The sequence below is a fragment of the Allobosea sp. P4_C6 genome (genome assembly GCF_056402015.1).
In genome coordinates, this window is sequence record NZ_JBFUIF010000003.1 from 1 (window position 1) to 20,039 (window position 20,039).

Genomic DNA, 20,039 nt, shown 5'->3' on the forward strand with positions numbered 1-20,039 from the left:
GGACCAATGGGCAGGTCGAGCGACCAATGGGCAGGTCGAGCGAATGAACCGGACGATCAAAGACGCGACCGTCAAACGCTATCACTACGACAGCCACGACCAGCTCGATCGTCACCTCCAGGACTTCGTCTCAGCTTACAATTTCGGCCGGCGCCTGAAGACCCTCAAAGGCCTCACGCCCTACGAGTTCATCTGCAAGCGCTGGACTTCAGAGCCGGAACGATTCACCCTCGATCCAATCCACCAAATGCCGGGACTAAACACCTAGATCGTTCGCAGGCTGGCCGCCAACATTCATCATCGGAACAGGCCGGTCAGGGTCGCGGCGACATGCTGCAGCGCGAGGTCCTTCATGCGCCGCCTGTGCCAGGCGAGATGCAGGGTGAAACCGGCTACGTCGATCGGCGGCGGAAACGAGACGAGCCCATCGAAATCGGCCAGGACACGCGACGGGAGCAGCGCGATCATGTCCGAGCCGCGCAGCAAGGTCGGGACCATCTGGAAGTTCGGCACGACGAACCCGACGCGTCGCGACAGGCCGCGGCTGGCCAGCTCGATATCGATCGGGGTTCGCGTGTCGCCGCGACCCGAAACCAGGATGTGCGGATAGGCGAGCCAGCGCTCCAGGTCGAAGGCGTTTGCCGCCGGATGCCCGCGCCGCATCGCGACGGCGTAGCGTTCGACCAGCAGCTCCTCGCGATGGAGATCGTCCTCGGCCGGAGGGAACACCGAAATGGCGAGATCGCTGGTGCCGTCGACCAGCGCGGCCCGGGCCGTGTCGGCGCCGTGCCAGGGCTGGATCACCACATCGATCCCCGGCGCCGAATGCTGCAGTTCCTGCTGCAGCGGCCCGATGATGAACAGCGCCGGATAGTCGGCCGTGGTGATGCGCAGCGTCTGGCGGATCTCCGCGAGCGGCACCGCAGGCGGATCGATGAGCTCGGTGACGCTCGCCAGCAGCGATTTCAGTGGCGCGCGCAACGCTTCCGCCTTCGGCGTCAGCGACATCGTTCCCCGTCCGCGTTCGAGAAGCTCGTCCCGAAACAGGTGGCGGCAGCGTTGCAGCGCCGCCGAGGCCGCCGGCTGCGACAATCCCAGCCTGTCGGCCGCACGGCTGACATGCGCTTCGTCGAGCAGCGCGTCGAGGACCACCAGAAGGTTGAGGTCGAGCGATCGTAAATTCATGAATCGAATAACAGTATAGATCGATAATCGATTGGAGTAATTTCTTGGCTGGCCACAGGGTCGCTCCATCCCCAAGGAGACGACCATGACCAAGACGCTGATCCTCCTCTTCCACCGCGACCTGTCGCAATCCAAGGCGAATGCCGCGCTGGCGGCGGCCGCCAGCAGGCTGCCCGGCATCGAGATCGTCGACATGCAGGCGGCCTATCCCGGCGGGATCGACATCTTCCGCGACGGCGAGCGCGAGGCGGCCCGGCTGCTTGCCGCCGACCGCATCGTGCTGCAGTTCCCGATCCAGTGGTATTCGACCCCGGCTCTGCTGAAGTCCTGGCAGGACGCCGTGCTGACCCGGATGTTCTACCTCGCCTATGAAGCGGAAGGGCGACTGTTGGAAGGAACGCCGTTGATGCTGGCCGCGACGGCTGGCAACGTGCCCGAGGCCTATCGGGTGGGCGGGCGAAACATGTTCCCGATGATCGAGCTGCTCGCCCCCTTGCGCGCCACGGCCCATCGCTGCGGCCTGCCCTGGAGCGAGCCCTTCATCCTCTACCAGGCAGACAAGCTCTCGCCGGAAGCGCTCGAAGACGCTGCCGCCGGTTATGTGGCCGCTCTGAAACGATGGATCGCGGCCACCCCTGCGGCCCGGACGAGGGCCGCCTGAGTCAGGGCCGTGCGATGACGAGCCGCAGCGAGCCTTCGAAGCTGGGCTGGCGGCGCAGGAAGCCGTAACAGCAATCCCATGCGCCGGATTCGATATCCTGCCGCAGATGCTCGATCGAGGCGGCGTTCTCAGCTTCGCTCACGAAGCTCCAGGCCGAGCAGGCCGAACGCGCACCCGGCTCGAGGAAAAGCTCAGGCCGGCCGTAATAGGCCTCGTTGAAGCCGTCGCGGCAGGCGCGGGGAATCGGGACCGCGACGATCTCGACATCGCCGCCCAGTACGGCACCGATATGCCCGAGCGAGGGATAGCGCCGCGCCTCAGTCGCCAGCACCGCAGGGGCGTAATGATTGAGCCAGAAGGCCTCCACCAGCTCCGGGTCGCAGGACAGGATGACGACCGGTCCGCGCGTGACCCGGCGCATCTCACGCAGACCCGCGTCGAGGTCCTGCCATTGATGCACGGTGAAGGTCGCCATGCTCGCGTCGAAGGATTGGTCGGGGAAGGGCAGTTTCTCCGCCGTCGCATCGATCGCCACGGCGATGTCGGCCGGCCGCTGCGTCCGCATCGATGCGGAGGGCTCGACCGCGATCACATCGCGATGGCGCGGCTCGTAGGAGCCGGCGCCGGCCCCGACATTGAGGATGCGTACGGCCGGGCCGAGCGCGGCCTCGATCAGGGCGGCGATGGCCGGTTCCGGCTGGCGGTAGGAGGCGTAGCCCAAGCCGATCCGGCCATAGTCGGCGTCGCCTGCGCTGCCATCCGCACGACGGACGCTCGCCGCCGGTTGCAGGTCACTCGTCATGCAAGGGCCTCCGCTGTGCAGCCGCCGGATATCTCGGCGCGGGGCCGATTCCCTGCCAGATGGCGCGGGCGAGGATTGCCATGATCGACCATCGCTCGGAAAGGCCTTCGTTGTCGCCTGCCGGACGACGGTGGTAGGACACCCGTCAGACTTCAGCCGGATATCTTCAACGAGGCGCAGGACCATGTTCGAGGCACATCGCATCGACAGCACCGACAAGGCGGCATTCCATCGCGAACTCGCGGCGCAGCTCGAGGCCTTGCTCGCGGGCGAGCCCGATCCCATCGCCAACGCTGCCAACACATCGGCGCTGCTCTTCCAGATGATGCCCGACCTGAACTGGGCCGGCTTCTATCTGATGCGCGACGGCGAGCTCGTGCTCGGCCCGTTCCAGGGCAAGCCGGCCTGCGTCCGCATTCCGGTCGGCAAGGGCGTCTGCGGCACGGCTGCAGCGCGCGGCGTCTCGGTCCTTGTCGAGGATGTGCACGCCTTTCCGGGCCATATCGCCTGCGATTCGGCCTCGCGTTCGGAACTCGTGGTGCCTCTGATCGGTCGCGACGGTGTCATCGGCGTCATCGATTTGGACAGCCCCCTGACCGGGCGCTTCGACGCCGCCGATCAGGCCGGCATCGAGAGGATCGCCGCGATTTATCTGGCCGCCTGCGGCGAGACTGACGGCGCCGCCCTGGCCAAGGCGTCCTGAGCGTCCGCGATGGCTTCGCTCAGCCTGCGCATTCAGCTCGATCCGGAAGGCCGGATCGGCCCGGGCAAGATCGAATTGCTCGAGCAGATCGCCGCGCAGGGCTCGATCTCGGCCGCGGGCAGGGCGATGGCGATGTCCTATCGTCGGGCCTGGGAGCTGGTCGAGGAACTGAACACCCTTTTCGGCAAGCCGGTGGTCGAGCGACAGACCGGTGGCCGCAATGGCGGCGGAGCCAAGGTGACCGATCTCGGCCAAGCCTTGATCACGCGCTTCCGCGCCGTCGAGCAGGCTGCCGCCGCGGCGGCAAGCGAGCATCTCGCCGCTCTTCAGGCCGAGATCGACCGACCGGCCGATTCCTGAAGACCAGCGTCGGCATTGCACTCATCGAATAGCGGATATGTGAGAACGGCGCGATCGTCGATCGGCACCGGGAAAGCAGCACGCGCGTGCCTGCATCGAGGCTGGTTTGCCTTGACATGACCGGTCGATTCGCACAGGCGTATCGCATATGCAGCATGGGTTCTGCAAGCCTTTTTTGTAATGATTCCAATGAGGAAGCAACGGAGACCTTGATGCTCGGGATGCGCCCTTCGCACGGAGGCGATGGCCTCCTTGAAGAGCGCAAGTCGAGAGGCTCCGGGCCGGCAGCAGCCGGGCGGCTTACCTCCAGCGAAGACTGGACTGGATTATGATGCGTGCGTTTCGTCTGGTTCTTGTCGCGGCGGGCCTTTCGGCCTTGTCGGGCCTCGCCGTTCAGGCCCAGGGCCAGCCGACCCAGAACCCGCCGGCAACGACTCCGGCCCAACCGGCCCCCGCACCCGCTCCATCTCCCGCCGTCCAATCGCCTCCCGCCGCGCAGGCCCAGCCGGCCACGCCCACCAATCCCCTGCCGTCGGTTCCGTCGCAGCTCGGCATGAATCCGCCGACCACCGCGCACCCGCCGCTGACGGCCGGCGAGCCGCCCGCTCCTGCTCCGGCCGCACCGGTAGCCACGGCCGTGCTGCCGCACGACCTGTCGCCCTGGGGCATGTTCATGGCGGCCGACATCGTGGTGAAGGCCGTGATGCTCGGCCTCGCCTTCGCCTCGCTGGTGACGTGGACGATCTGGCTCGCCAAGGTGATGGAACTGGCCGCGGCGAAGACGGCCGCAGGCCGTGCCGTTCGCCGCATCGAGGCCGCCGACAGCCTTGGCGCTGCAGCCGGCGCCGTGGCCTCGAAGAGCGGAAAGCTGCGCGGACCAGTCGGAGACCTGTTGTCCGCCGCCCTGACCGAGACGCGCCGTTCGGCCGATCTCGGCGAGGACGGCATCAAGGAGCGCGTTTCCATCGCCCTGTCGCGGATCGAGGCGCGGGCCGGACGTTCCATGGCGCGCGGCACCGGCCTGCTCGCCACAATCGGCTCGACCGCGCCCTTCGTCGGCCTGTTCGGCACGGTCTGGGGCATCATGAATTCCTTCATCGGCATCAGCCAGGCGAAGACGACCAATCTCGCGGTCGTGGCGCCGGGCATCGCCGAGGCGCTGCTGGCGACCGCGATCGGCCTCGTCGCGGCGATCCCCGCCGTCATCATCTACAACGTCTTCGCCCGCGCCATCACCGGCTACCGCGCGACCTTGTCGGACGCATCCGGTGAGATCCTGCGGCATCTCTCGCGCGATCTGGAGCGGCGTCAGCGCGCGATCGCGCCGTCGCCGCGCGCAGCGTCGTCCTCCTCTTCGGCAGCCGCGTCTTCCTCCGCGTCGCTCGTTCCGGCGGAGTGAGCCATGGCCGTCTCCCTCAAGGATCCGCAGGACGGCGATCTCGGCGAGGTCAGTGACATCAACGTCACGCCCTTCATCGACGTCATCCTGGTGCTGCTGATCATCTTCATGGTCGCGGCGCCGCTCTCCACCGTCGATGTCGCGGTCGATCTGCCGGTCTCGAATGCACAGCCGCAGCCGCGGCCGGATACGCCCGTCTTTCTCACCGTGAAGGGCGATCTCTCGCTGGCGCTTGGCAACGACCCCTTGCCGCGCGAAGCGCTGCAGGCGACGCTCGACCAGCGCACCAGCCATGATCGCGAGCAGCGCGTCTTCCTCCGGGCCGACGGCACCGTCGCCTATCGCGAGCTGATGGAGGTGATGAACCTGCTGCGCAACGCCGGCTATCTGAAGATCGCCCTCGTCGGGCTCGAGGATACCGGGCAGGGCGCCGCCGCGGGGCCCAAGCCATGAGCATGGAACGCCCGTCGCTCTCCCGTTTCGCACCGGCGGCGCTGCGCTGGAGCCTGGCGGCGCTCGTCGTCGTGAGTGCCCATGGTGCAGCCGGCTGGGTCGTAGCCAACTGGCAACGCGCCGAGGCCGCCATTGGCGCTCCGCCGGCAGCCGTGATGATCGAACTCGCCCCGCTCGCGGTCGCGCCCGAATCGCCGCAGCAGGACATCGCGCCGGGGCCTGAGATGGTCGAGGCGCAGCCGGAACCCGAACCGCCGCCGCCCGAGCCGGTCGAGCAGCCGAAGGAGCCCGAGCCGCCACCGCCGGAACCGGAGCCCGTCGTGATCCCGGAGCCGGAGATCAAGATTCCCGAGCTGCCGCCGCTGCCGGACGCTGCCGCGATTCTGACGCCGCCGCCCAAAGAGCAGCCGAAGCCTCCGCCGCCGGACGTGAAGCCGAAGCCCAGGCCGAAGCCGAAGATCGTGGAACGGCGCAAGCCGGTGAACCCGGACAAGCCGAAGGCCGAGCAGACCACGGCTCCGCTCGCGCAAGCGCAGGACGCGCCCCGCGCTGCGGCGCCTGCTTCGGGCGCTTCGTCGGCTTCGCCGGCCGCCAACGCCAGCTGGCGCGGCTCGCTGATCGCCCATCTCAACCGCTTCAAGCGCTTCCCGAACGGCGCCAGCCCGGGTACCGTCCAGGTCGCTTTCAGTATCGATCGCGGTGGGCGAGTGTTGTCGGCCCGGCTGGTCCATGGATCGGGCGATGCGGCGCTGGACGAGGAGGCCGTCTCGATGGTTCGGCGGGCAAGCCCCGTTCCTGCGCCGCCGGACGGCATAGGCGGCAGCTCGATCGCGCTTGCGGTCCCCGTCCGGTTCTCCCGCTGAAGCGGTGCGGAACGCTCGGGGCCGTTAGCGCGTAAACGCGTCAGGGTTATCGCGCAAAGGAGACGCGCCATGGGTATCGCAAAATGAGTATCGCAAAGCTCGCCGCCGGGGCGCTCCTGGCGCTCGCCTGCAGCGGCTGCGTGACCAGTGCGGAACTACGGGCGGCGGATGAGGCGCGCTGCCGCTCCTTCGGCTTCCGTCCATCGAGCGACGGCTTCGCGAACTGCCTGCTGCAACTCGATCTCGATCGTGCGGCGGATCGGCGCTACCGCTTCGACCGGTTCGATGCGTCCTTCGGCGGACCGCCCTGGTACTACGGCCGCCGTTGGTGAGGTCGCCCCATCCGCAAAGAAAAAAGGGCCGCGCGGGAAGCGCAGCCCAAGTCTAGGGAGGAAACGCCCAAGGAGGGCGGCGCAACATCGCTGCTGCGCTGCACCCTAGATAGGAGCGTGAGCACGGCCTCGCAAGAGGAAAAGGGCAGCACAGCTGACTTATTTTTGAGCGACTGATTTCCGTTTGAAATCAATGAGCTTGCCGCGGCGCCCGCTATAATTTGGGCAGTGCCTGTCGGCGGCCGTACGCGACTGCATCGCCCCCGCGGATTTCGGTCAGGGACGACATCGGAGCGGAATCACGGACGAAGAGGGCGTCATTCTCGGGCCCCGTGCAGCGGCGACCCGAGAATTTCGTCGAAGCAAGGCTCCGGTCGCGCCCGAGCATGACGGAGTTTAACCGAGCGACATCGTCAGCGGCGGCTTCACTTCGGGCGGGAGCGGCGAGGTGTAGCCCTCCTTGCCGAGCCGGGCCTTGTGGTCGGCCTTGGCCGCTTCCATCAAAGCGGGATCGCTCAGCACGGCCGCACCGGTCGCAGCCATCGCCTTGGCGACATGGACCATCGCCTTGTGCGCGGCGGGAGCCTTGCCCTGCGCCACGACCTGCCAGGTGTGGAAGGGCGTACCCATCGCGACGGTCGGTGCATGGGCCTGCACGGTAGGCACCGCCCAGCTGACATCGCCGATATCGGTCGAGCCAATGGCCGGATTGCGCTTGGCATCGCGCGGGACGAGGAAGTCGGCCAGCGGCGCGCCCGTGTCCTGCATGCCGACGGTGCGCCAGATCGCAGCGATATCCTGCGGCGACAGCGTGCCGCGGATCTGCTCGGCATAGGCCTTGTCGGCATCGTCGAAATGCGGAGCGCCAAGGTCTTCCATCACCTTGTGCATGGCTTCTTCGAGCGGCGTGTTGGCGACGAGATCGGAGACAGAGCTGACGATACGCATCTCCATCTTGGTTTCCGTCATCAGAGCCGCGCCTTCGGCAATCTTCTTCACGCGCTGCACGAGCTCCAGCATGCCGCGCAGGTCGCGGGCGCGGATCGAATAGCGCACCCGGGCATGGGCCTGGACGACGTTCGGCGCGATACCGCCGGTGTCGAGCAGCGCGTAGTGGACGCGGGCATCGGACGGCATGTGCTCGCGCATGTAGTTGACGCCGACATTCATCAGCTCGACGGCGTCGAGCGCCGAACGGCCGAGATGGGGCGCAGCCGCAGCATGCGAGGCGCGGCCGGTGAAGACGAAATCGGCGCGGGTGTTGGCGAGCGCCAGCGCCGGAGCGACCTCCCAGAAGCTCGACGGGTGCCAGGAGATCGCGACATCGGCGTCGTCGAAGGCGCCGGCACGGACCATGAAGGCCTTGGCAGCACCCCCTTCTTCCGCCGGGCAGCCGTAATAGCGCACGCGGCCGGGGATCTTGTTCTCGGCAAGCCAGTCCTTCATCGCAACGGCGGCGAGCAGCGCAGCCGAACCGAGCAGGTTGTGACCGCAGCCATGGCCGTGGCCGCCGGTCTCGATCTCCTTGTGCTCGGCAAGGCCGGCTTCCTGCGAGAGGCCGGGCAAGGCGTCGTATTCGCCGAGGAAGGCGATCACCGGGCCGCCTTCGCCGGCTTCGCCGACGACGGCGGTCGGGATGTCCGCGACGTTCTCGGTGATGCGGAAGCCCTGGTGCTTCAGCTCGGCGACATGCTCGGCCACCGAGCGCTTCTCGGTGTAGCACACCTCCGGCATGCCCCAGACCCGGTCGCTCAGTGCGATCAACCGCTCCTTGTTCGCATCGACATGCCGCCAGAGATCGTTTCGATTGTCCATGATCGTTCCGCCTGGGGACCGCGCGGGCGCTCCCCGTCTTTCGTTGAGAGGCGGATTCCCCGACGGGGCCGATGCAGCCGGGCCGGACCCGCCTCTGGTGGGCCGCGGCATATGAGCAATCTCAGCCGGTGCCGTCCAGACATTCAGCGCATGGCGGAACAGCGTCTCAAGCTTTTGCCTGCGCGAGCGACGCGGCGGCGAAATCCGCCAGGATTGGGCAATCCGGCCGGTGGTCGCCATGGCAGTGCGTCGCGAGATGCCGCAGCGTGTCGGCCATCGCCTTGAGCTCGGCCGCCTTGGCCTCGAGATCGCGCACATGCGCCATGGCGAGCTTCTTCACATCGGCGCTGGCCCGGCTCTTGTCGCGCCAGAGCGCGAGTAGCTCGCGCGTCTCCTCCAGCGAGAACCCGAGATCGCGGGAGCGGCGGACGAAGCGCAGCGTGTGGACGTCGTCGGGAGCATAGACACGGTATTGGGCCGCCGTGCGGGCCGGCGGGGTGATCAGCCCGATGCTCTCGTAATAGCGGATCATCTTGGCGCTGACGCCAGAATGGGTCGATGCCTCGCCGATATTCATCACGACCCCTTCTGCGCGGCATCATGCGAGGCCGGCACGCGAAAACGCTTCAATCGCAGCGCGTTGGCGAGCACGCTGACGCTCGAAAGCGCCATGGCGAGCCCGGCGAAGACCGGCGACAGCAGGATGCCGAGGGCCGGGTAGAGCACGCCGGCAGCGACCGGTATCAGCAGCGCATTGTAGCCGAAGGCCCAGGCGAGATTCTGGCGGATGTTGGCGATGACCGCCTGCGACAGCGCGATGGCGCGCGGCACGCCCATCACATCGCCGGACATCAGCACGACGTCGGCGCTCTCGATCGCGATATCGGTGCCGGTGCCGATGGCGATGCCAACATCCGCCTGGGCGAGGGCAGGGGCGTCGTTGATGCCATCGCCGACGAAGGCGACCTTGTTGCCGCCCTTTTGCAGCGCCTTCACCACCTCGGCCTTGTCGGTCGGCAGCACCTCGGCCCTGACCTCGTCGATGCCGAGCGTGCGGGCGACGGCCTCGGCCGTGCGCCGGTCGTCGCCAGTGACCATAGCGACCTTGAGGCCGAGCCTGTGCAGCGCGGCGATGGCAGCGGGCGTCGTCTCCTTCACGGCGTCTGCGACGGCGATGACGGCGGCGATCCTGCCATCGATGGCGGCATAGAGCGGCGTCTTGCCGGCTTCGGCCAGGGCCTGGGCGCGGGCGGCGAAGGGCCCGATGTCGAGACCGGCCTGCTCCATCAGCCTGTGGCCGCCGATGGCGACGCCGCGGCCCTCGACCGTCGCGGTGACGCCACGACCGGGATCGCTCACGAAATCGGCCGGCTCGGCCAGCGAAAGACCGCGCGCCTTGGCCGCCGCGACGAGCGCCAGCGCCAGCGGATGCTCCGAGCGGTTCTCGGCCGAGGCGACGAGGCGCAGCACGTCATTGGTGTCGAAGCCGGAAGCAGGCTCGATGTCTGTCAGCTCCGGCTTGCCCTTGGTCAGGGTTCCCGTCTTGTCGAGCGCGACAATCTGGACGTCCTTGAGTGCCTGCAGGGCGTCACCCTGCCGGAAGAGGATGCCCAGTTCCGCGCCCCGGCCGGTGCCGACCATGATCGAGGTCGGCGTCGCCAACCCCATCGCGCAGGGGCAGGCGATGATCAGCACCGCGACGGCATTGACCAGCGCATGCGACAAGGCAGGGCTCGGCCCGAAGACGAGCCAGACGACGAAGGTCGCCAGCGCCAGCGCCATCACGGCGGGAACGAACCAGAGCGTGACACGGTCGACCAGCGCCTGGATCGGCAGCTTGGCGCCCTGCGCGGCCTGCACGGTCCGCACGATCTGGGCCAGCAGCGTCTCAGAACCGACCTTGCGCGCGGTGAAGCGCAACGCGCCCGAGCCGTTGACGGTACCGCCCGTGACAGCGCTTCCGGCCTCCTTGCGCACGGGCGCAGGCTCGCCGGTGATCATCGACTCGTCGACGAAGGAGGTGCCGTCCGTGACCTCGCCATCAACAGGCACGCGCTCGCCTGGCCGCAGGATGACGATGTCGCCGGCCCGGACGGTGTCGACGGGCATGTCGGCTTCCACGCCATCGCGCAGGACGCGCGCCGTCTTCGGCTGGAGCGCGATCAGGCTGCGGATCGCGGCGCCGGTCCGGCTCTTGGCGCGCGTCTCGAACCAGCGGCCGAGCAGGATCAGCGTCACGATCACCGCGCCGGATTCAAAATAAGTGCCGTCCGCACCCGCCGGCATCAGCTGGGGCAGGAAGGTCGCGGCGGTCGAGTAGAGATAGGCCGCGCCGGTGCCGAGCATGACGAGCGAGTTCATGTCGGGCGCGCCGCGCAGCAGCGCCGGAAAGCCCTTGCGCAGGAAGACGAGGCCCGGTCCGAACTGCACGATGGTCGCAAGCACGAAGGAGAAGACGCGGACATTCCATTCGCCGAAGGTCCCGGCGAGCCAATGGTGCAGGGCCGGGACCATATGGCTGCCCATCTCGACCACCAACAGCGGCAGCGTCAGCACGGCGGCGAGGATGACCGAGCGCAGCAATTGCGCCTGCTGTTCCTCCTTCATCATGGCCATATGGTCGTGAGGGCCTGCCGCATGGGCGGCCTCCGGCTGGAGACGGCTCGCCTCATAGCCGGCGCCGGCGACAGCCTTCACGAGGGCGGGGGTGATGTCGGTGCCGGCCAGGGTCCTTACCGTGGCGCGCTCGGTGGCGAGATTCACGGTCGCGTCGACGACGCCCGGCACGGCGCGCAGCGCCTTCTCGACATGCCCGACGCAGGAGGCGCAGTTCATCCCCGAGACCGAGAGATCAATCGTGCTTTCGATCGGCTTGTAGCCGGCCTGCCGGACCGCATCCTCGATCTTGCGGAGATCTGTGCCGCCCTTGGCGAAAGTGACGCGCGCCCGCTCGGTCGCGAGATTGACCGCGACCGCGTCGACACCCGGAACCGTCGCGATGGCTCGCTCGACGCGCCCGACGCAGCTCGCGCAGGACATGCCCTCCACGCCCATATCGAGCGTTTCGAGATTGTCCCTGACCTTGTCGATGACCGTCATCGCCGTCTCCTTCATGGTGATGACGCTGCATATGGGGCTTCCCATCATGGGAAGGTCAAGGGGTATGCCAGTTTTTGAAAACTCCATCGCCAGCCTGGCGTCATGCTCGGGCTTGACCCGAGCATCTCATGCCGAAAGAGGCTTCCTTCACCTCATCCTGCCTGAGTTTCTCGGGTCTACGCTTCGCTTCGCCCGAGAATGACGGCAACGCCAGTCGAATCGGCGCAACCGGTTCAAGGCATCTCGACCGAGACGCTCTTGATCACCGCGTGGACCGGCTTGCCGGGAGAAAGCCCGAGCGTCGAGACCGATTTAGCCGTCAGCCGGGCCGCCAGATTCGCTTCGCCGCAGGCGAGGAGCAGATGCACGGTGCTGCCCCCCGCGCCGCTTCGCTCTCCGATCTCGGCGACCGTCCCTGCGAGCACGTTGAGCGCGCTGATTTCGGCTGGACGGCCGAGGCTGAGCATGACGTCGCTCGCCAGGATGCGGATCTTGATCCGCTGACCCTGCCGGAGCACCCCGCGCCCGACCGTGAGCGGCCCGGCCGGCGTCGCGAGCCGCGCCAGGCCGAATTCCTCGTCGAACGCGACGACCTCCGCCGCGAGGAGCGAGCTCGCCTCCGGAGCACCCGGCCGTGCCGCCAGATCGGGCCGCGACAGGATATCGGCCGTCGGACCGCAGGCGGCGACGCGGCCGTCCTCGACCATGGCGACGGTTGTGGCGAGCCCCGCGACCTCCGCCAGCGCATGCGAGACATAGACGATGGGGATGCCGACCTCGTCGCGCAGCCGCTCGATATGCGGCAGGATCTCCGCCTTGCGGGCTTCGTCGAGCGCCGCTAACGGTTCGTCCATCAGGAGCAGACGGGGCTGCGCCAGCAAAGCGCGGCCGATCGCGACGCGCTGCTTCTCGCCGCCGGAGAGGGAGCCGGGACGCCGGCGTAGGAGATGGCCGATGCCGAGCAGCTCCAGAACCTTGTCGAGCTCGGCCGGCTTGCGGGCCTCACGCGGCACGAACCAGTGCCCGAACAGCAGGTTCTGCCGCACGGTGAGATGCGGGAAGAGCCGCGCTTCCTGGAAGACATAACCGATCCGCCGGCGATGCTTCGGCAGGAAGATGCCGCGTTCGATATCAACCAGCGTCTCGCCATCGACACGGACATGGCCTGCCTGCGGACGGATCAGCCCGCCGATGACGTTGACCAGAGAGGTCTTGCCCGAGCCGGAAATGCCGAACAGCGCCGTCAGGCGTCCGTCGGAGACGAAGGAGGCATCGAGCTGGAAGTCGCCGAGCCGGTGTCGGACGGCGATATCGAGGACGGGATTCATTCGACGGCGATCCGGCGGCCGACCATCCGCGCCATCAGCTCCGAGAGCACGAGCGCCGCGACCGAGATCGCGATCGAGATCAGCGTCAGCCGCATCGCGCCAGCGTCGCCGCCCGGCACCTGGGTGAAGGTGTAGATCGCGGTGGGCAGCGTCTGCGTCTCGCCGGGAATGTTGGAGACGAAGGTGATCGTCGCGCCGAATTCGCCCATCGCCTTGGCGAAGCACAGGATCATGCCGGCGATGATGCCGGGCAGGCAGAGCGGCAGGGTAACGACGAGGAAGACCCAGAGAGGGTTCGCACCGAGCGTGCCGGCGGCAGCCTCCAGCTTGCGGTCGACGGCCTCGATCGAGAGGCGAATCGCGCGGACCATCAGCGGAAAGCCCATCACCGCACAGGCCAGCGCCGCGCCCGTCCAACGGAAGGAAAAGACGATCCCGAACCAGTCATACAGGAACTCGCCGATCGGCCCGCGCCGGCCGAAGCCGAGCAGCAGCAGATAGCCCGTCACCACCGGCGGCAGGATCAGCGGCATATGGACGATCGCGTCGAGCAGCGATTTGCCCCAGAAGCGCCCGCGCGCCAGCAGAAGCGCGACGCCCAGCCCGAGGGGCAGGCTCGCGAGCATGGCGGTGGTGGAGACGATCAAGCTGAGCCTGACCGCCGTCCATTCCTCGGGCGAAAGCCAGTCGCTCACGAAGAGCTGGCGGCCTTGTTGAGCACCGTGAAGCCCTGCTTCTCGAAGACGGGCTTCGCACCGGCGCCGCGCAGATAGGTCAGGAAGGCCTGTGCGTCGGGATTGGCCGAATCCTTGAGGACGGCGACCGGATAGATGATCGGCGGATGCGAATCCTCCGGGAAGGTCGAGACGACCTTGACCTGCGGGTCGGCGGCGGCGTCGGTTGCATAGACGATGCCGAGCGGCGCTTCGCCGCGCGAGACGAGCAGCAGCGCGGCGCGGACATTGTCGGCCTGCGCGATCTTGTCCTTCACCTTGTCCCAGGCGCCGAGCTTCTCCAGGGCGGCCTTGCCATATTTTCCGGCCGGGACGGAATCGACATTGCCCATAGCCAGCCGGTCGGAGCCGAGCGCGGCCGCGACATCGGCTCCGGGCTTCAGGTCGAGCTTGGCGGTCGAATCCTTGCCGGCGACAAGCACGATGCGGTTGGCGAGAAGGCTGACGCGCGTGTCCGGCTTGATCAGGTTCTTGCCCGCCACATAGTCCATCCAGTCGAGGTCGGCCGAGACGAAGAGATCGGCCGGTGCGCCGTTCTCGATCTGCTTGGCCAGCGTGTTGCTGGCGGCATAGGAGATCTTCGGCGCGGGCCGGCCGCTCTCCTTCACCCAGTTGGCGGCGGCCTCGTCGAGCGCATTCTTCATGCTGGCGGCGGCGAAGATGACGAGGTCCTTCGTCTGTGCCTGCGCGGCATCGAAGGCAGGTGCCATGCTCATGGCGAAAGCCAGGCCCAGGCCCAGCATTGTCCGGCGCTTGATCATGCTCTTCCTCGCTGTCTTATCGTTGTATATCACTGGATATAGCGATCGTTGCCGTGCGCTCGCAGGCGAGTCAAGGAGCGGCGACAGCAGCGACATGACCGCGGCATCGACAAAGGAAGAGCAACCATGAAGATCAGCGCGCGCAACCAGCTCAAGGGCAGGATCGTCGAGATCACCAAGGGCGCAACCACGGCCCATGTCCGCATCGATATCGGCGGTGCGATCGTAACGTCCTCGATCACCAATGCGGCGATCGACGACCTCAAGCTGACCGTCGGCAAGGAAGCCTATGCCGTGGTGAAGGCCTCCGACGTGATGATCGCGATCGATTGAAAAGATGGTCCGCGAGAACGAGATCCGCGACAGGGAGATCGCCGTCGCGCCGCCGCAGGCGACAGATGCCAGCCTCGTCTTCATCGGCAACCATCCACACGCCCTGGACCTCGCGGCTGACATGCCCGCGCCAGGGCAGGGCGGATGGTCCGGTCTGCCGGATCGAGCTGTTCCCGCCCTGGGACGAGGCATTGGACGGGATCGAGCGCTTCGAGCGGCTGGAGGTGCTCTATTGGCTGCACCAGTCGCGCCGCGACCTCGTGCGCCAGAGCCCGGCCAACAATGGCGAGACGCAGGGGACCTTTGCCCTGCGCACGCCGGTCCGGCCCAACTCGATCGCAACGCTGGTCGCGCGGGAAGGGCGGGTCTTGCTGGTGCGTGGGCTCGACTGCCTCGACGAGACGCCGCTCCTCGACATCAAGCCGGACCGCACGCTCTTCACCCCGATCGCACCGCCTCAGCCGGGCGATTTCGAGACGGGTTGAGGCGGCCAACCTGAACCCCCCGCCGTCATTCTCGGGCGAAGCGAAGCGCAGACCCGAGAATCTCTGGCAGGAGATGCTCGGGAGCCTCATTCGGCAGGAGATGCTCGGGTCAAGCCCGAGCATGACGGAAGGTTTCCCTTCGCCGCCCGGCTCACCCGTGCGGGTGCTTGTGGATCGGGTCGACCCAGTAGACCGCTTCCGGCTTCTCGACCGGATCGACATCGCTGATGTTGACGACCACCGCCTCGTTGTCGGAGCGGACCAGCACGCATTGCAACGGCTGGTCAGGGCTGGCGTTGATCTCCTGATGCGGCACGAAGGGCGGCACGTAGATGAAGTCGCCGGGCCCGGCTTCGGCGACGAATTCCAGTCGCTCGCCCCAGCGCATGCGAGCCTTCCCACTCACCACATAGATCACGCTCTCGAGCTCGCCGTGATGGTGCACGCCGGTCTTGGCGTTGGGCTCGATCGCGACCGTGCCGGCCCAGATCTTCTGCGCGCCGACGCGGGCATGGTTGATCGCCGCCTGCCGGAACATGCCGGGTGTCTGGGCGGTGTTCGGATCGAGCTGATCGCCCGAGATCACCCGGACGCCGTCATGCTTCCAGCGCAGCTCGCCGTCATGGGCGTGGTCGTGGGAATGATCGTGCGAATGGTCGTGTTCTTGGCCCATGGCAGTCTCCCAATCAGCCCTGCTTCGCCGGCCCCGTTGCGACGGGCCGCTCGCCCATGCCCCATTCGGACCATGAGCCGTCATAGATTGCCTTGGCCGGCTTGCCGATGGTCTCGAGCGCCGTCGACAGGATCACGGCCGAGACGCCCGAGCCGCAGGTCATGATCGAGGGCTTGTCGAGATCGACGCCGGCATCCTGGAACAGCCTGACGATCTCTTCCGGCTCCTTCAGCCTGCCATCGGTGGTGAGCTGCGAAGACGGCAGGCTGAGCGAGCCGGGAATATGGCCGGACAGCAGGCCGGGCCGGGGCTCCGCCGCCTCGCCGTGGAAGCGATCGGCAGCGCGCGCGTCGACCACCTGGATCGCTTGCGAGGCCGTCGCGCGCGCCACGTCCTCCGCATCGGCGACGGCGCCGTTGTCGAGCCGGGCGGTGAAGACGCGGGGCTGGCGCGGCGGCGGGCTGTCTTCCTCGACGGGGCGTCCCTCGGCGAGCCATTTCGGGAAGCCCCCATCCAGGATGACGACATCGCGGGCGCCAAACACCTTGAAGGTCCAGCGCACGCGCGGCGCCGAAAAGAAGCCCAGCCCATCATAGACCACGATGCGCATGCCGTCGCCGATGCCGAGCGCGCCCACGGCGGCCGCGAATTCAGGGGCCGATGGCAGCATATGGGGCAGCGAGGAGCGGGTGTCCTTGATCTTGTCGATGTCGAAATGGACAGCGCCCGGAATGCGGCGCGCGGCGTATTCGGCCGCTCCGTCGCGCTTCTGCGCCGGCAGATACCAGGACGCATCGACCACGACGATGTCGGGCGCGTTCAGGCGCTCGGCCAGCCACTCGGTCGAAACGAAGACGTCTTCACGGGCCATAGGCGTATCCTCTGGGCATCAGCTTTGGTGTTCTCAGGCCAGCGCGATCCGGACGCGCCGGTTCTGCTTGCCCTTCTTCTCGATATCGGTGACGGCGACCGCCCCGATCTCCGCGGTGTTGCGGACATGTGTGCCGCCGCAAGGCTGCAGGTCGATATCACCGATCGCGACGAGCCGGACCCGGCCGGAGCCGCGCGGCGGCTTCACCGACATCGTCTTGACGAGGCCCGGATTGGCGTCCAGCTCCTCATCCGTGATCCAGCGTTCGGTGACATCGGCGTCGCGCGCGACGAGCGCATTGAGCTTCTCGGCGATCTCGGCCTTGTCGAGCCCGCCTTCGGGAATGTCGAAATCCAGCCGCCCGTCGCCTTCGCCGATCGATCCACCGGTGACGGGGTATGCCAGCACGACGCTGAGCAGATGCAAGGCCGTGTGGATGCGCATGCGCTTGAGACGGCGCTCCCAGTCGAGCACGGCGGTGACGGCATCGCCTGCGGCAGGCAGCGCCTGGCCTTCGAGCGGCACATGGATGACCCGGCTCTTGTCCTCGGGATCGTAGATCGCGGTGCCCACGGCGATGAGGCTGCCATCGGCCCGGCGCAGATGCCCGGCATCGCCCGGCTGCCCGCCACCCGTCGCATAGAAGACGGTGCGGTCGAGGATGATTCCGCCGCGCTCGTTGACGGCCTCGACGGTGGCTGGCGTCTCTTTCAGATAGGCATCATCGCGGAAGAGCAGTTCGGTCGGCATGGTCCGGTCATCTCGCTAGCGGCGGCAAAGCGCCTTCGCGGCGCAGACTGCACCGATTGCGCCGCTCATGCCACCGCCTTGGCAGGATAGCGGGGATGATCCGATGCGCATGGCTTTCGGCGCGGTGGTTTCGTGCCTAAATGGCAGGCTCGACCAATCCGGAGTGGCCATGGCCTTAGCCCGCATGAAACCGCAGGACGGCGTGGCCTGGGTGACCGGCGCCAGCTCCGGCATCGGCGCGGCGGTCGCGCTCGAACTGGCGCGACGCGGCTGGACGGTCGCGATCACCGCGCGGCGGACGGATGCGCTCGAAGCCGTCGCGCGCGAGGCCGAGGGCCTGCCCGGCCGGATCGTCGCCCATGCCGGCGACGTCACCGAGGCGCAGTCGATGCTGGGCGTCGTCGAAGCGATCGAAAGCATTCACGGGCCGATCGCGCTCGCTTTCCTCAATGCCGGTGTCGCATCCGGCATCGAGGGCCGGCCCTTCGATGTCGAGACCGTCGAGAATGTCATCGCGGTCAATCTGCTCGGCGCGGTGAAGAGCCTCTCCGCCGTGCAGCACCGGATGATCCCCCGCGGACGCGGGCAGATCGCGGTGAATGCCTCGCTCGTCGGTTATCGTGGCCTGCCCGGCGCTGCGGTCTATGGGGCGACCAAGGCGGCAGCGATCCATCTGTGCCAGTCGCTGCGCTTCGACTGCGAGCCCGCCGGCATCCGCCTGCAGGTGGTCAATCCCGGCTTCGTCGACAGCCCGATGACGCAGGGGCGGCGCTTCCCGATGCCCTTCCTGATGACGGCGGCGGATGGCGCCAGCCGAATCGTCGACGGTTTCGAGCGCGGCGGCTTCGAGATCGCCTTCCCGCGGCGGCTGGCCTGGTCGATGAAGGCGCTGCGGCTGTTGCCCGACCCTGTCTATTTCGCCCTGATGTCCGGATTCGCCGCCCGAAGCCGCTGAGGTGCCTCAACGATTGCGGATCGTCGCGAAGGCATCGAGCGCCCGTTGCCGGCCGAAGGCGAGGTCGATGATCGGGGCAGGGTAGGTCTCGCCGATTCGAACGCCTGCCTCCCGCAGGGCCGCCTGGGACGCCTTCCAGGGCTGATGGATATCGCTGTTGGAGAGCCCCGACAGCTCCGACACCCAGCGGCGGACATAATCGCCCTTGGGATCGTGGGTTTCGCCCTGCGTGATGGGGTTGAATATCCGGAAATAGGGCGACGCATCCGCACCGGACCCCGCGACCCATTGCCAGCTCGCCGCGTTGCTGGCCGGGTCGGCGTCGACGAGCGTGTCCCAGAACCAGGCTTCGCCCGCGCGCCAATCCTGCAGCAGATGCTTGATCAGGAAGGAGGCGACGACCATCCGGACGCGGTTATGCATATAGCCGGTCGCCCAGAGCTCGCGCATGCCGGCATCGACGAGCGGGATGCCGGTCTGCCCGCTCTGCCAGCGGTGCAGGGCCTCCTCGTCCGCCCACCAGGGAAAGGCGTCGAAGCGCGTGTCGTAGTTGCGCGTCGGCAGCTCGGGATTGTGGAAAAGCAGGTGGTAGGAGAACTCCCGCCAGCCGATCTCGCCCAAGAACTTCTCAGCATCGCCTTCCGATCCGACCGCTTCTCCGGTTTCGCGGGTGTGGCGGAGCGCATGCCAGATCTGGCGCGGCCCGATCTCGCCGAAACGCAGATGCGGCGAAAGCCGCGACGTCGATTCCCGCCCCGGCCGGTCGCGGCCTTCGGTGTAACCCTCAAGCGAACGCGTGAGGAAATCGTCGAGACGCTCAGTCGCGCCTTGCTCACCCGGCGTCCATTCGGCCCGCAATCCGCCGGCCCAATCGGGCTTTCGGGGCTCGAGCCCCAGATTCGCCAGTGACACCGCCAGCGCCTCGATCGATTCGGGCAGTGCGAGCGCGTCGATTCGCGAGGGCGCCGGAATCGGCGCTGCCGGCTCACCCTTTTGCCGGGCCGCGCGCCAATACGGCGTGAACACCTTCATCGGCTGGCCCGTCGTCGTGGTGACCTGCCATGGCTCGTTCAGAAGATGGCTGTTGAAGCTGCGGACGCTGATTCCACGCGCGGTCAGCTGGTCCTTGAGCCTGGTATCCAGGGCGATGGCCGGGGCTTCGTAGCGGCGGTTCCAGGTGACGAGGTCGATGTCCGCAGCCTCGGCAATGCGCGGAATGATCTCGGCCGGGTCGCCTTGCATCAGGACGAGCCGACCACCCTTCCGCGCGAGGGCGGCGCCAAGCGCATCCAGCGAACGCGACAGCCACCAGCGCGAGGCACCGCCGAGCGCGCGCCGATCGGGGCCATTATCGAGGATATAGAGGCAAAGAAGCTGGCCGGCCTCTGCCGCCGCCGAAAGCGCTGGGTTGTCAGCCAGCCGCAGATCGTTCCGGAACCAGTGCAGGGCGCGTTTCGTCATCATCCCTTATCCCGAG

The 20,039-nt window shown here is 67.5% G+C and carries 23 protein-coding genes and 1 pseudogene; 12 read left to right on the forward strand and 12 right to left on the reverse strand.

Going from position 1 to position 20,039, the window contains the following annotated elements; genetic code table 11:
* Positions 1-268, forward strand: a 268-nt coding sequence (locus AC1DVA_RS02880) for an integrase core domain-containing protein (RefSeq protein ID WP_476804900.1), incomplete at its 5' end; no start/stop codon positions are given.
* Positions 269-297: 29 nt separating this feature from the next.
* Here AC1DVA_RS02880 and AC1DVA_RS02885 read toward each other — a convergent pair.
* On the reverse strand, positions 298-1,185 hold the full coding sequence (locus tag AC1DVA_RS02885) for a LysR family transcriptional regulator (RefSeq protein WP_476804901.1): 888 nt from the start codon (positions 1,183-1,185) through the stop codon (positions 298-300).
* 85 nt (positions 1,186-1,270) lie between these two features.
* Between AC1DVA_RS02885 and AC1DVA_RS02890 the strand changes: the two genes are divergently transcribed.
* Positions 1,271-1,846 carry an NAD(P)H-dependent oxidoreductase gene (locus tag AC1DVA_RS02890; RefSeq protein ID WP_476804902.1) on the forward strand — a complete coding sequence of 192 codons (576 nt, stop codon included), beginning with the start codon at positions 1,271-1,273 and terminating at the stop codon, positions 1,844-1,846.
* A gap of 1 nt (position 1,847) precedes the next feature.
* Here the strand turns inward: AC1DVA_RS02890 and AC1DVA_RS02895 are convergent, their stop codons facing one another.
* On the reverse strand, positions 1,848-2,648 hold the full coding sequence (locus tag AC1DVA_RS02895; RefSeq protein WP_476804903.1) for a methyltransferase domain-containing protein: 801 nt from the start codon (positions 2,646-2,648) through the stop codon (positions 1,848-1,850).
* A gap of 184 nt (positions 2,649-2,832) precedes the next feature.
* On the opposite strand from AC1DVA_RS02895, the gene AC1DVA_RS02900 reads away from it, so the two are divergent.
* The 6 genes from AC1DVA_RS02900 (at position 2,833) to AC1DVA_RS02925 (ending at position 6,758) form a co-directional block, all read left to right on the forward strand.
* Positions 2,833-3,351, forward strand: a complete 519-nt coding sequence (locus AC1DVA_RS02900; RefSeq protein WP_476804904.1) for a GAF domain-containing protein — start codon at positions 2,833-2,835, stop codon at positions 3,349-3,351.
* 9 nt (positions 3,352-3,360) lie between these two features.
* Entirely contained in the window at positions 3,361-3,711 is a 351-nt protein-coding gene (locus AC1DVA_RS02905; RefSeq protein ID WP_476804905.1) for a winged helix-turn-helix domain-containing protein, read from the forward strand.
* Positions 3,712-4,039: 328 nt separating this feature from the next.
* On the forward strand, positions 4,040-5,110 hold the full coding sequence (exbB, locus tag AC1DVA_RS02910; RefSeq protein ID WP_476804906.1) for a tonB-system energizer ExbB: 1,071 nt from the start codon (positions 4,040-4,042) through the stop codon (positions 5,108-5,110).
* 3 nt (positions 5,111-5,113) lie between these two features.
* Entirely contained in the window at positions 5,114-5,563 is a 450-nt protein-coding gene (gene exbD / locus AC1DVA_RS02915; protein ID WP_265053367.1) for a TonB system transport protein ExbD, read from the forward strand.
* The gene (locus AC1DVA_RS02920) at positions 5,560-6,426 is read left to right on the forward strand and encodes an energy transducer TonB family protein (RefSeq protein WP_476804907.1); all 867 of its coding nucleotides are present in this window, start codon (positions 5,560-5,562) and stop codon (positions 6,424-6,426) included. Before exbD ends, AC1DVA_RS02920 begins: the two co-directional genes overlap by 4 nt.
* An 83-nt stretch (positions 6,427-6,509) precedes the next feature.
* Positions 6,510-6,758, forward strand: coding sequence for a hypothetical protein (locus AC1DVA_RS02925; protein WP_476804908.1), 249 nt, complete (start codon positions 6,510-6,512; stop codon positions 6,756-6,758).
* Positions 6,759-7,154: 396 nt separating this feature from the next.
* Here the strand turns inward: AC1DVA_RS02925 and AC1DVA_RS02930 are convergent, their stop codons facing one another.
* The 3 genes from AC1DVA_RS02930 to AC1DVA_RS02940 form a co-directional block, all read right to left on the reverse strand.
* Positions 7,155-8,573 (reverse strand): M20 family metallopeptidase, encoded by a 1,419-nt coding sequence (locus tag AC1DVA_RS02930; RefSeq protein ID WP_476804909.1) that lies wholly within the window; start codon positions 8,571-8,573, stop codon positions 7,155-7,157.
* A gap of 166 nt (positions 8,574-8,739) precedes the next feature.
* Positions 8,740-9,150 carry a Cu(I)-responsive transcriptional regulator gene (gene cueR, locus AC1DVA_RS02935; RefSeq protein WP_476804910.1) on the reverse strand — a complete coding sequence of 137 codons (411 nt, stop codon included), beginning with the start codon at positions 9,148-9,150 and terminating at the stop codon, positions 8,740-8,742.
* On the reverse strand, positions 9,150-11,672 hold the full coding sequence (locus AC1DVA_RS02940) for a heavy metal translocating P-type ATPase (protein WP_476804911.1): 2,523 nt from the start codon (positions 11,670-11,672) through the stop codon (positions 9,150-9,152). The genes cueR and AC1DVA_RS02940 overlap by 1 nt, the downstream gene beginning before the upstream one ends.
* Between AC1DVA_RS02940 and AC1DVA_RS02945 the strand changes: the two genes are divergently transcribed.
* Entirely contained in the window at positions 11,662-11,874 is a 213-nt protein-coding gene (locus AC1DVA_RS02945) for a hypothetical protein (RefSeq protein ID WP_476804912.1), read from the forward strand. The two genes, AC1DVA_RS02940 and AC1DVA_RS02945, sit on opposite strands and share 11 nt — an antisense overlap.
* Positions 11,875-11,905: 31 nt before the next feature.
* On the opposite strand, the gene modC is transcribed toward AC1DVA_RS02945, so the two are convergent.
* Genes modC through modA form a run of 3 tightly spaced genes read right to left on the reverse strand, consistent with a single transcriptional unit; the run spans position 11,906 to position 14,495 of the window.
* Positions 11,906-13,000 (reverse strand): molybdenum ABC transporter ATP-binding protein, encoded by a 1,095-nt coding sequence (gene modC / locus AC1DVA_RS02950; protein ID WP_476804913.1) that lies wholly within the window; start codon positions 12,998-13,000, stop codon positions 11,906-11,908.
* On the reverse strand, positions 12,997-13,695 hold the full coding sequence (modB, locus tag AC1DVA_RS02955; RefSeq protein ID WP_476804914.1) for a molybdate ABC transporter permease subunit: 699 nt from the start codon (positions 13,693-13,695) through the stop codon (positions 12,997-12,999). The genes modC and modB overlap by 4 nt, the downstream gene beginning before the upstream one ends.
* Positions 13,692-14,495 (reverse strand): molybdate ABC transporter substrate-binding protein, encoded by an 804-nt coding sequence (modA, locus tag AC1DVA_RS02960; RefSeq protein ID WP_476804915.1) that lies wholly within the window; start codon positions 14,493-14,495, stop codon positions 13,692-13,694. Before modA ends, modB begins: the two co-directional genes overlap by 4 nt.
* A 126-nt stretch (positions 14,496-14,621) precedes the next feature.
* Between modA and AC1DVA_RS02965 the strand changes: the two genes are divergently transcribed.
* Entirely contained in the window at positions 14,622-14,828 is a 207-nt protein-coding gene (locus AC1DVA_RS02965) for a TOBE domain-containing protein (protein WP_476804916.1), read from the forward strand.
* Between the two features lie 4 nt (positions 14,829-14,832).
* Positions 14,833-15,313, forward strand: a pseudogene (locus tag AC1DVA_RS02970) (SAM-dependent methyltransferase).
* A gap of 151 nt (positions 15,314-15,464) precedes the next feature.
* Here the strand turns inward: AC1DVA_RS02970 and AC1DVA_RS02975 are convergent.
* Genes AC1DVA_RS02975 through AC1DVA_RS02985 form a run of 3 tightly spaced genes read right to left on the reverse strand, consistent with a single transcriptional unit; the run spans position 15,465 to position 17,607 of the window.
* A complete protein-coding gene (locus AC1DVA_RS02975) occupies positions 15,465-15,986 on the reverse strand; it encodes a cupin domain-containing protein (protein ID WP_476804917.1) in 522 nt (173 codons plus the stop codon).
* Between the two features lie 13 nt (positions 15,987-15,999).
* Positions 16,000-16,857, reverse strand: a complete 858-nt coding sequence (gene sseA, locus AC1DVA_RS02980; protein ID WP_476804918.1) for a 3-mercaptopyruvate sulfurtransferase — start codon at positions 16,855-16,857, stop codon at positions 16,000-16,002.
* A 33-nt stretch (positions 16,858-16,890) separates the two neighbouring features.
* On the reverse strand, positions 16,891-17,607 hold the full coding sequence (locus tag AC1DVA_RS02985) for an alanyl-tRNA editing protein (protein WP_476804919.1): 717 nt from the start codon (positions 17,605-17,607) through the stop codon (positions 16,891-16,893).
* A gap of 169 nt (positions 17,608-17,776) precedes the next feature.
* On the opposite strand from AC1DVA_RS02985, the gene AC1DVA_RS02990 reads away from it, so the two are divergent.
* Complete coding sequence (locus AC1DVA_RS02990; RefSeq protein ID WP_476804920.1) at positions 17,777-18,562, forward strand: SDR family NAD(P)-dependent oxidoreductase; 786 nt, start codon at positions 17,777-17,779, stop codon at positions 18,560-18,562.
* A 6-nt stretch (positions 18,563-18,568) separates the two neighbouring features.
* On the opposite strand, the gene AC1DVA_RS02995 is transcribed toward AC1DVA_RS02990, so the two are convergent.
* A complete protein-coding gene (locus AC1DVA_RS02995) occupies positions 18,569-20,023 on the reverse strand; it encodes a cryptochrome/photolyase family protein (protein WP_476804921.1) in 1,455 nt (484 codons plus the stop codon).
* Between the last annotated feature and the right edge of the window lie 16 nt (positions 20,024-20,039).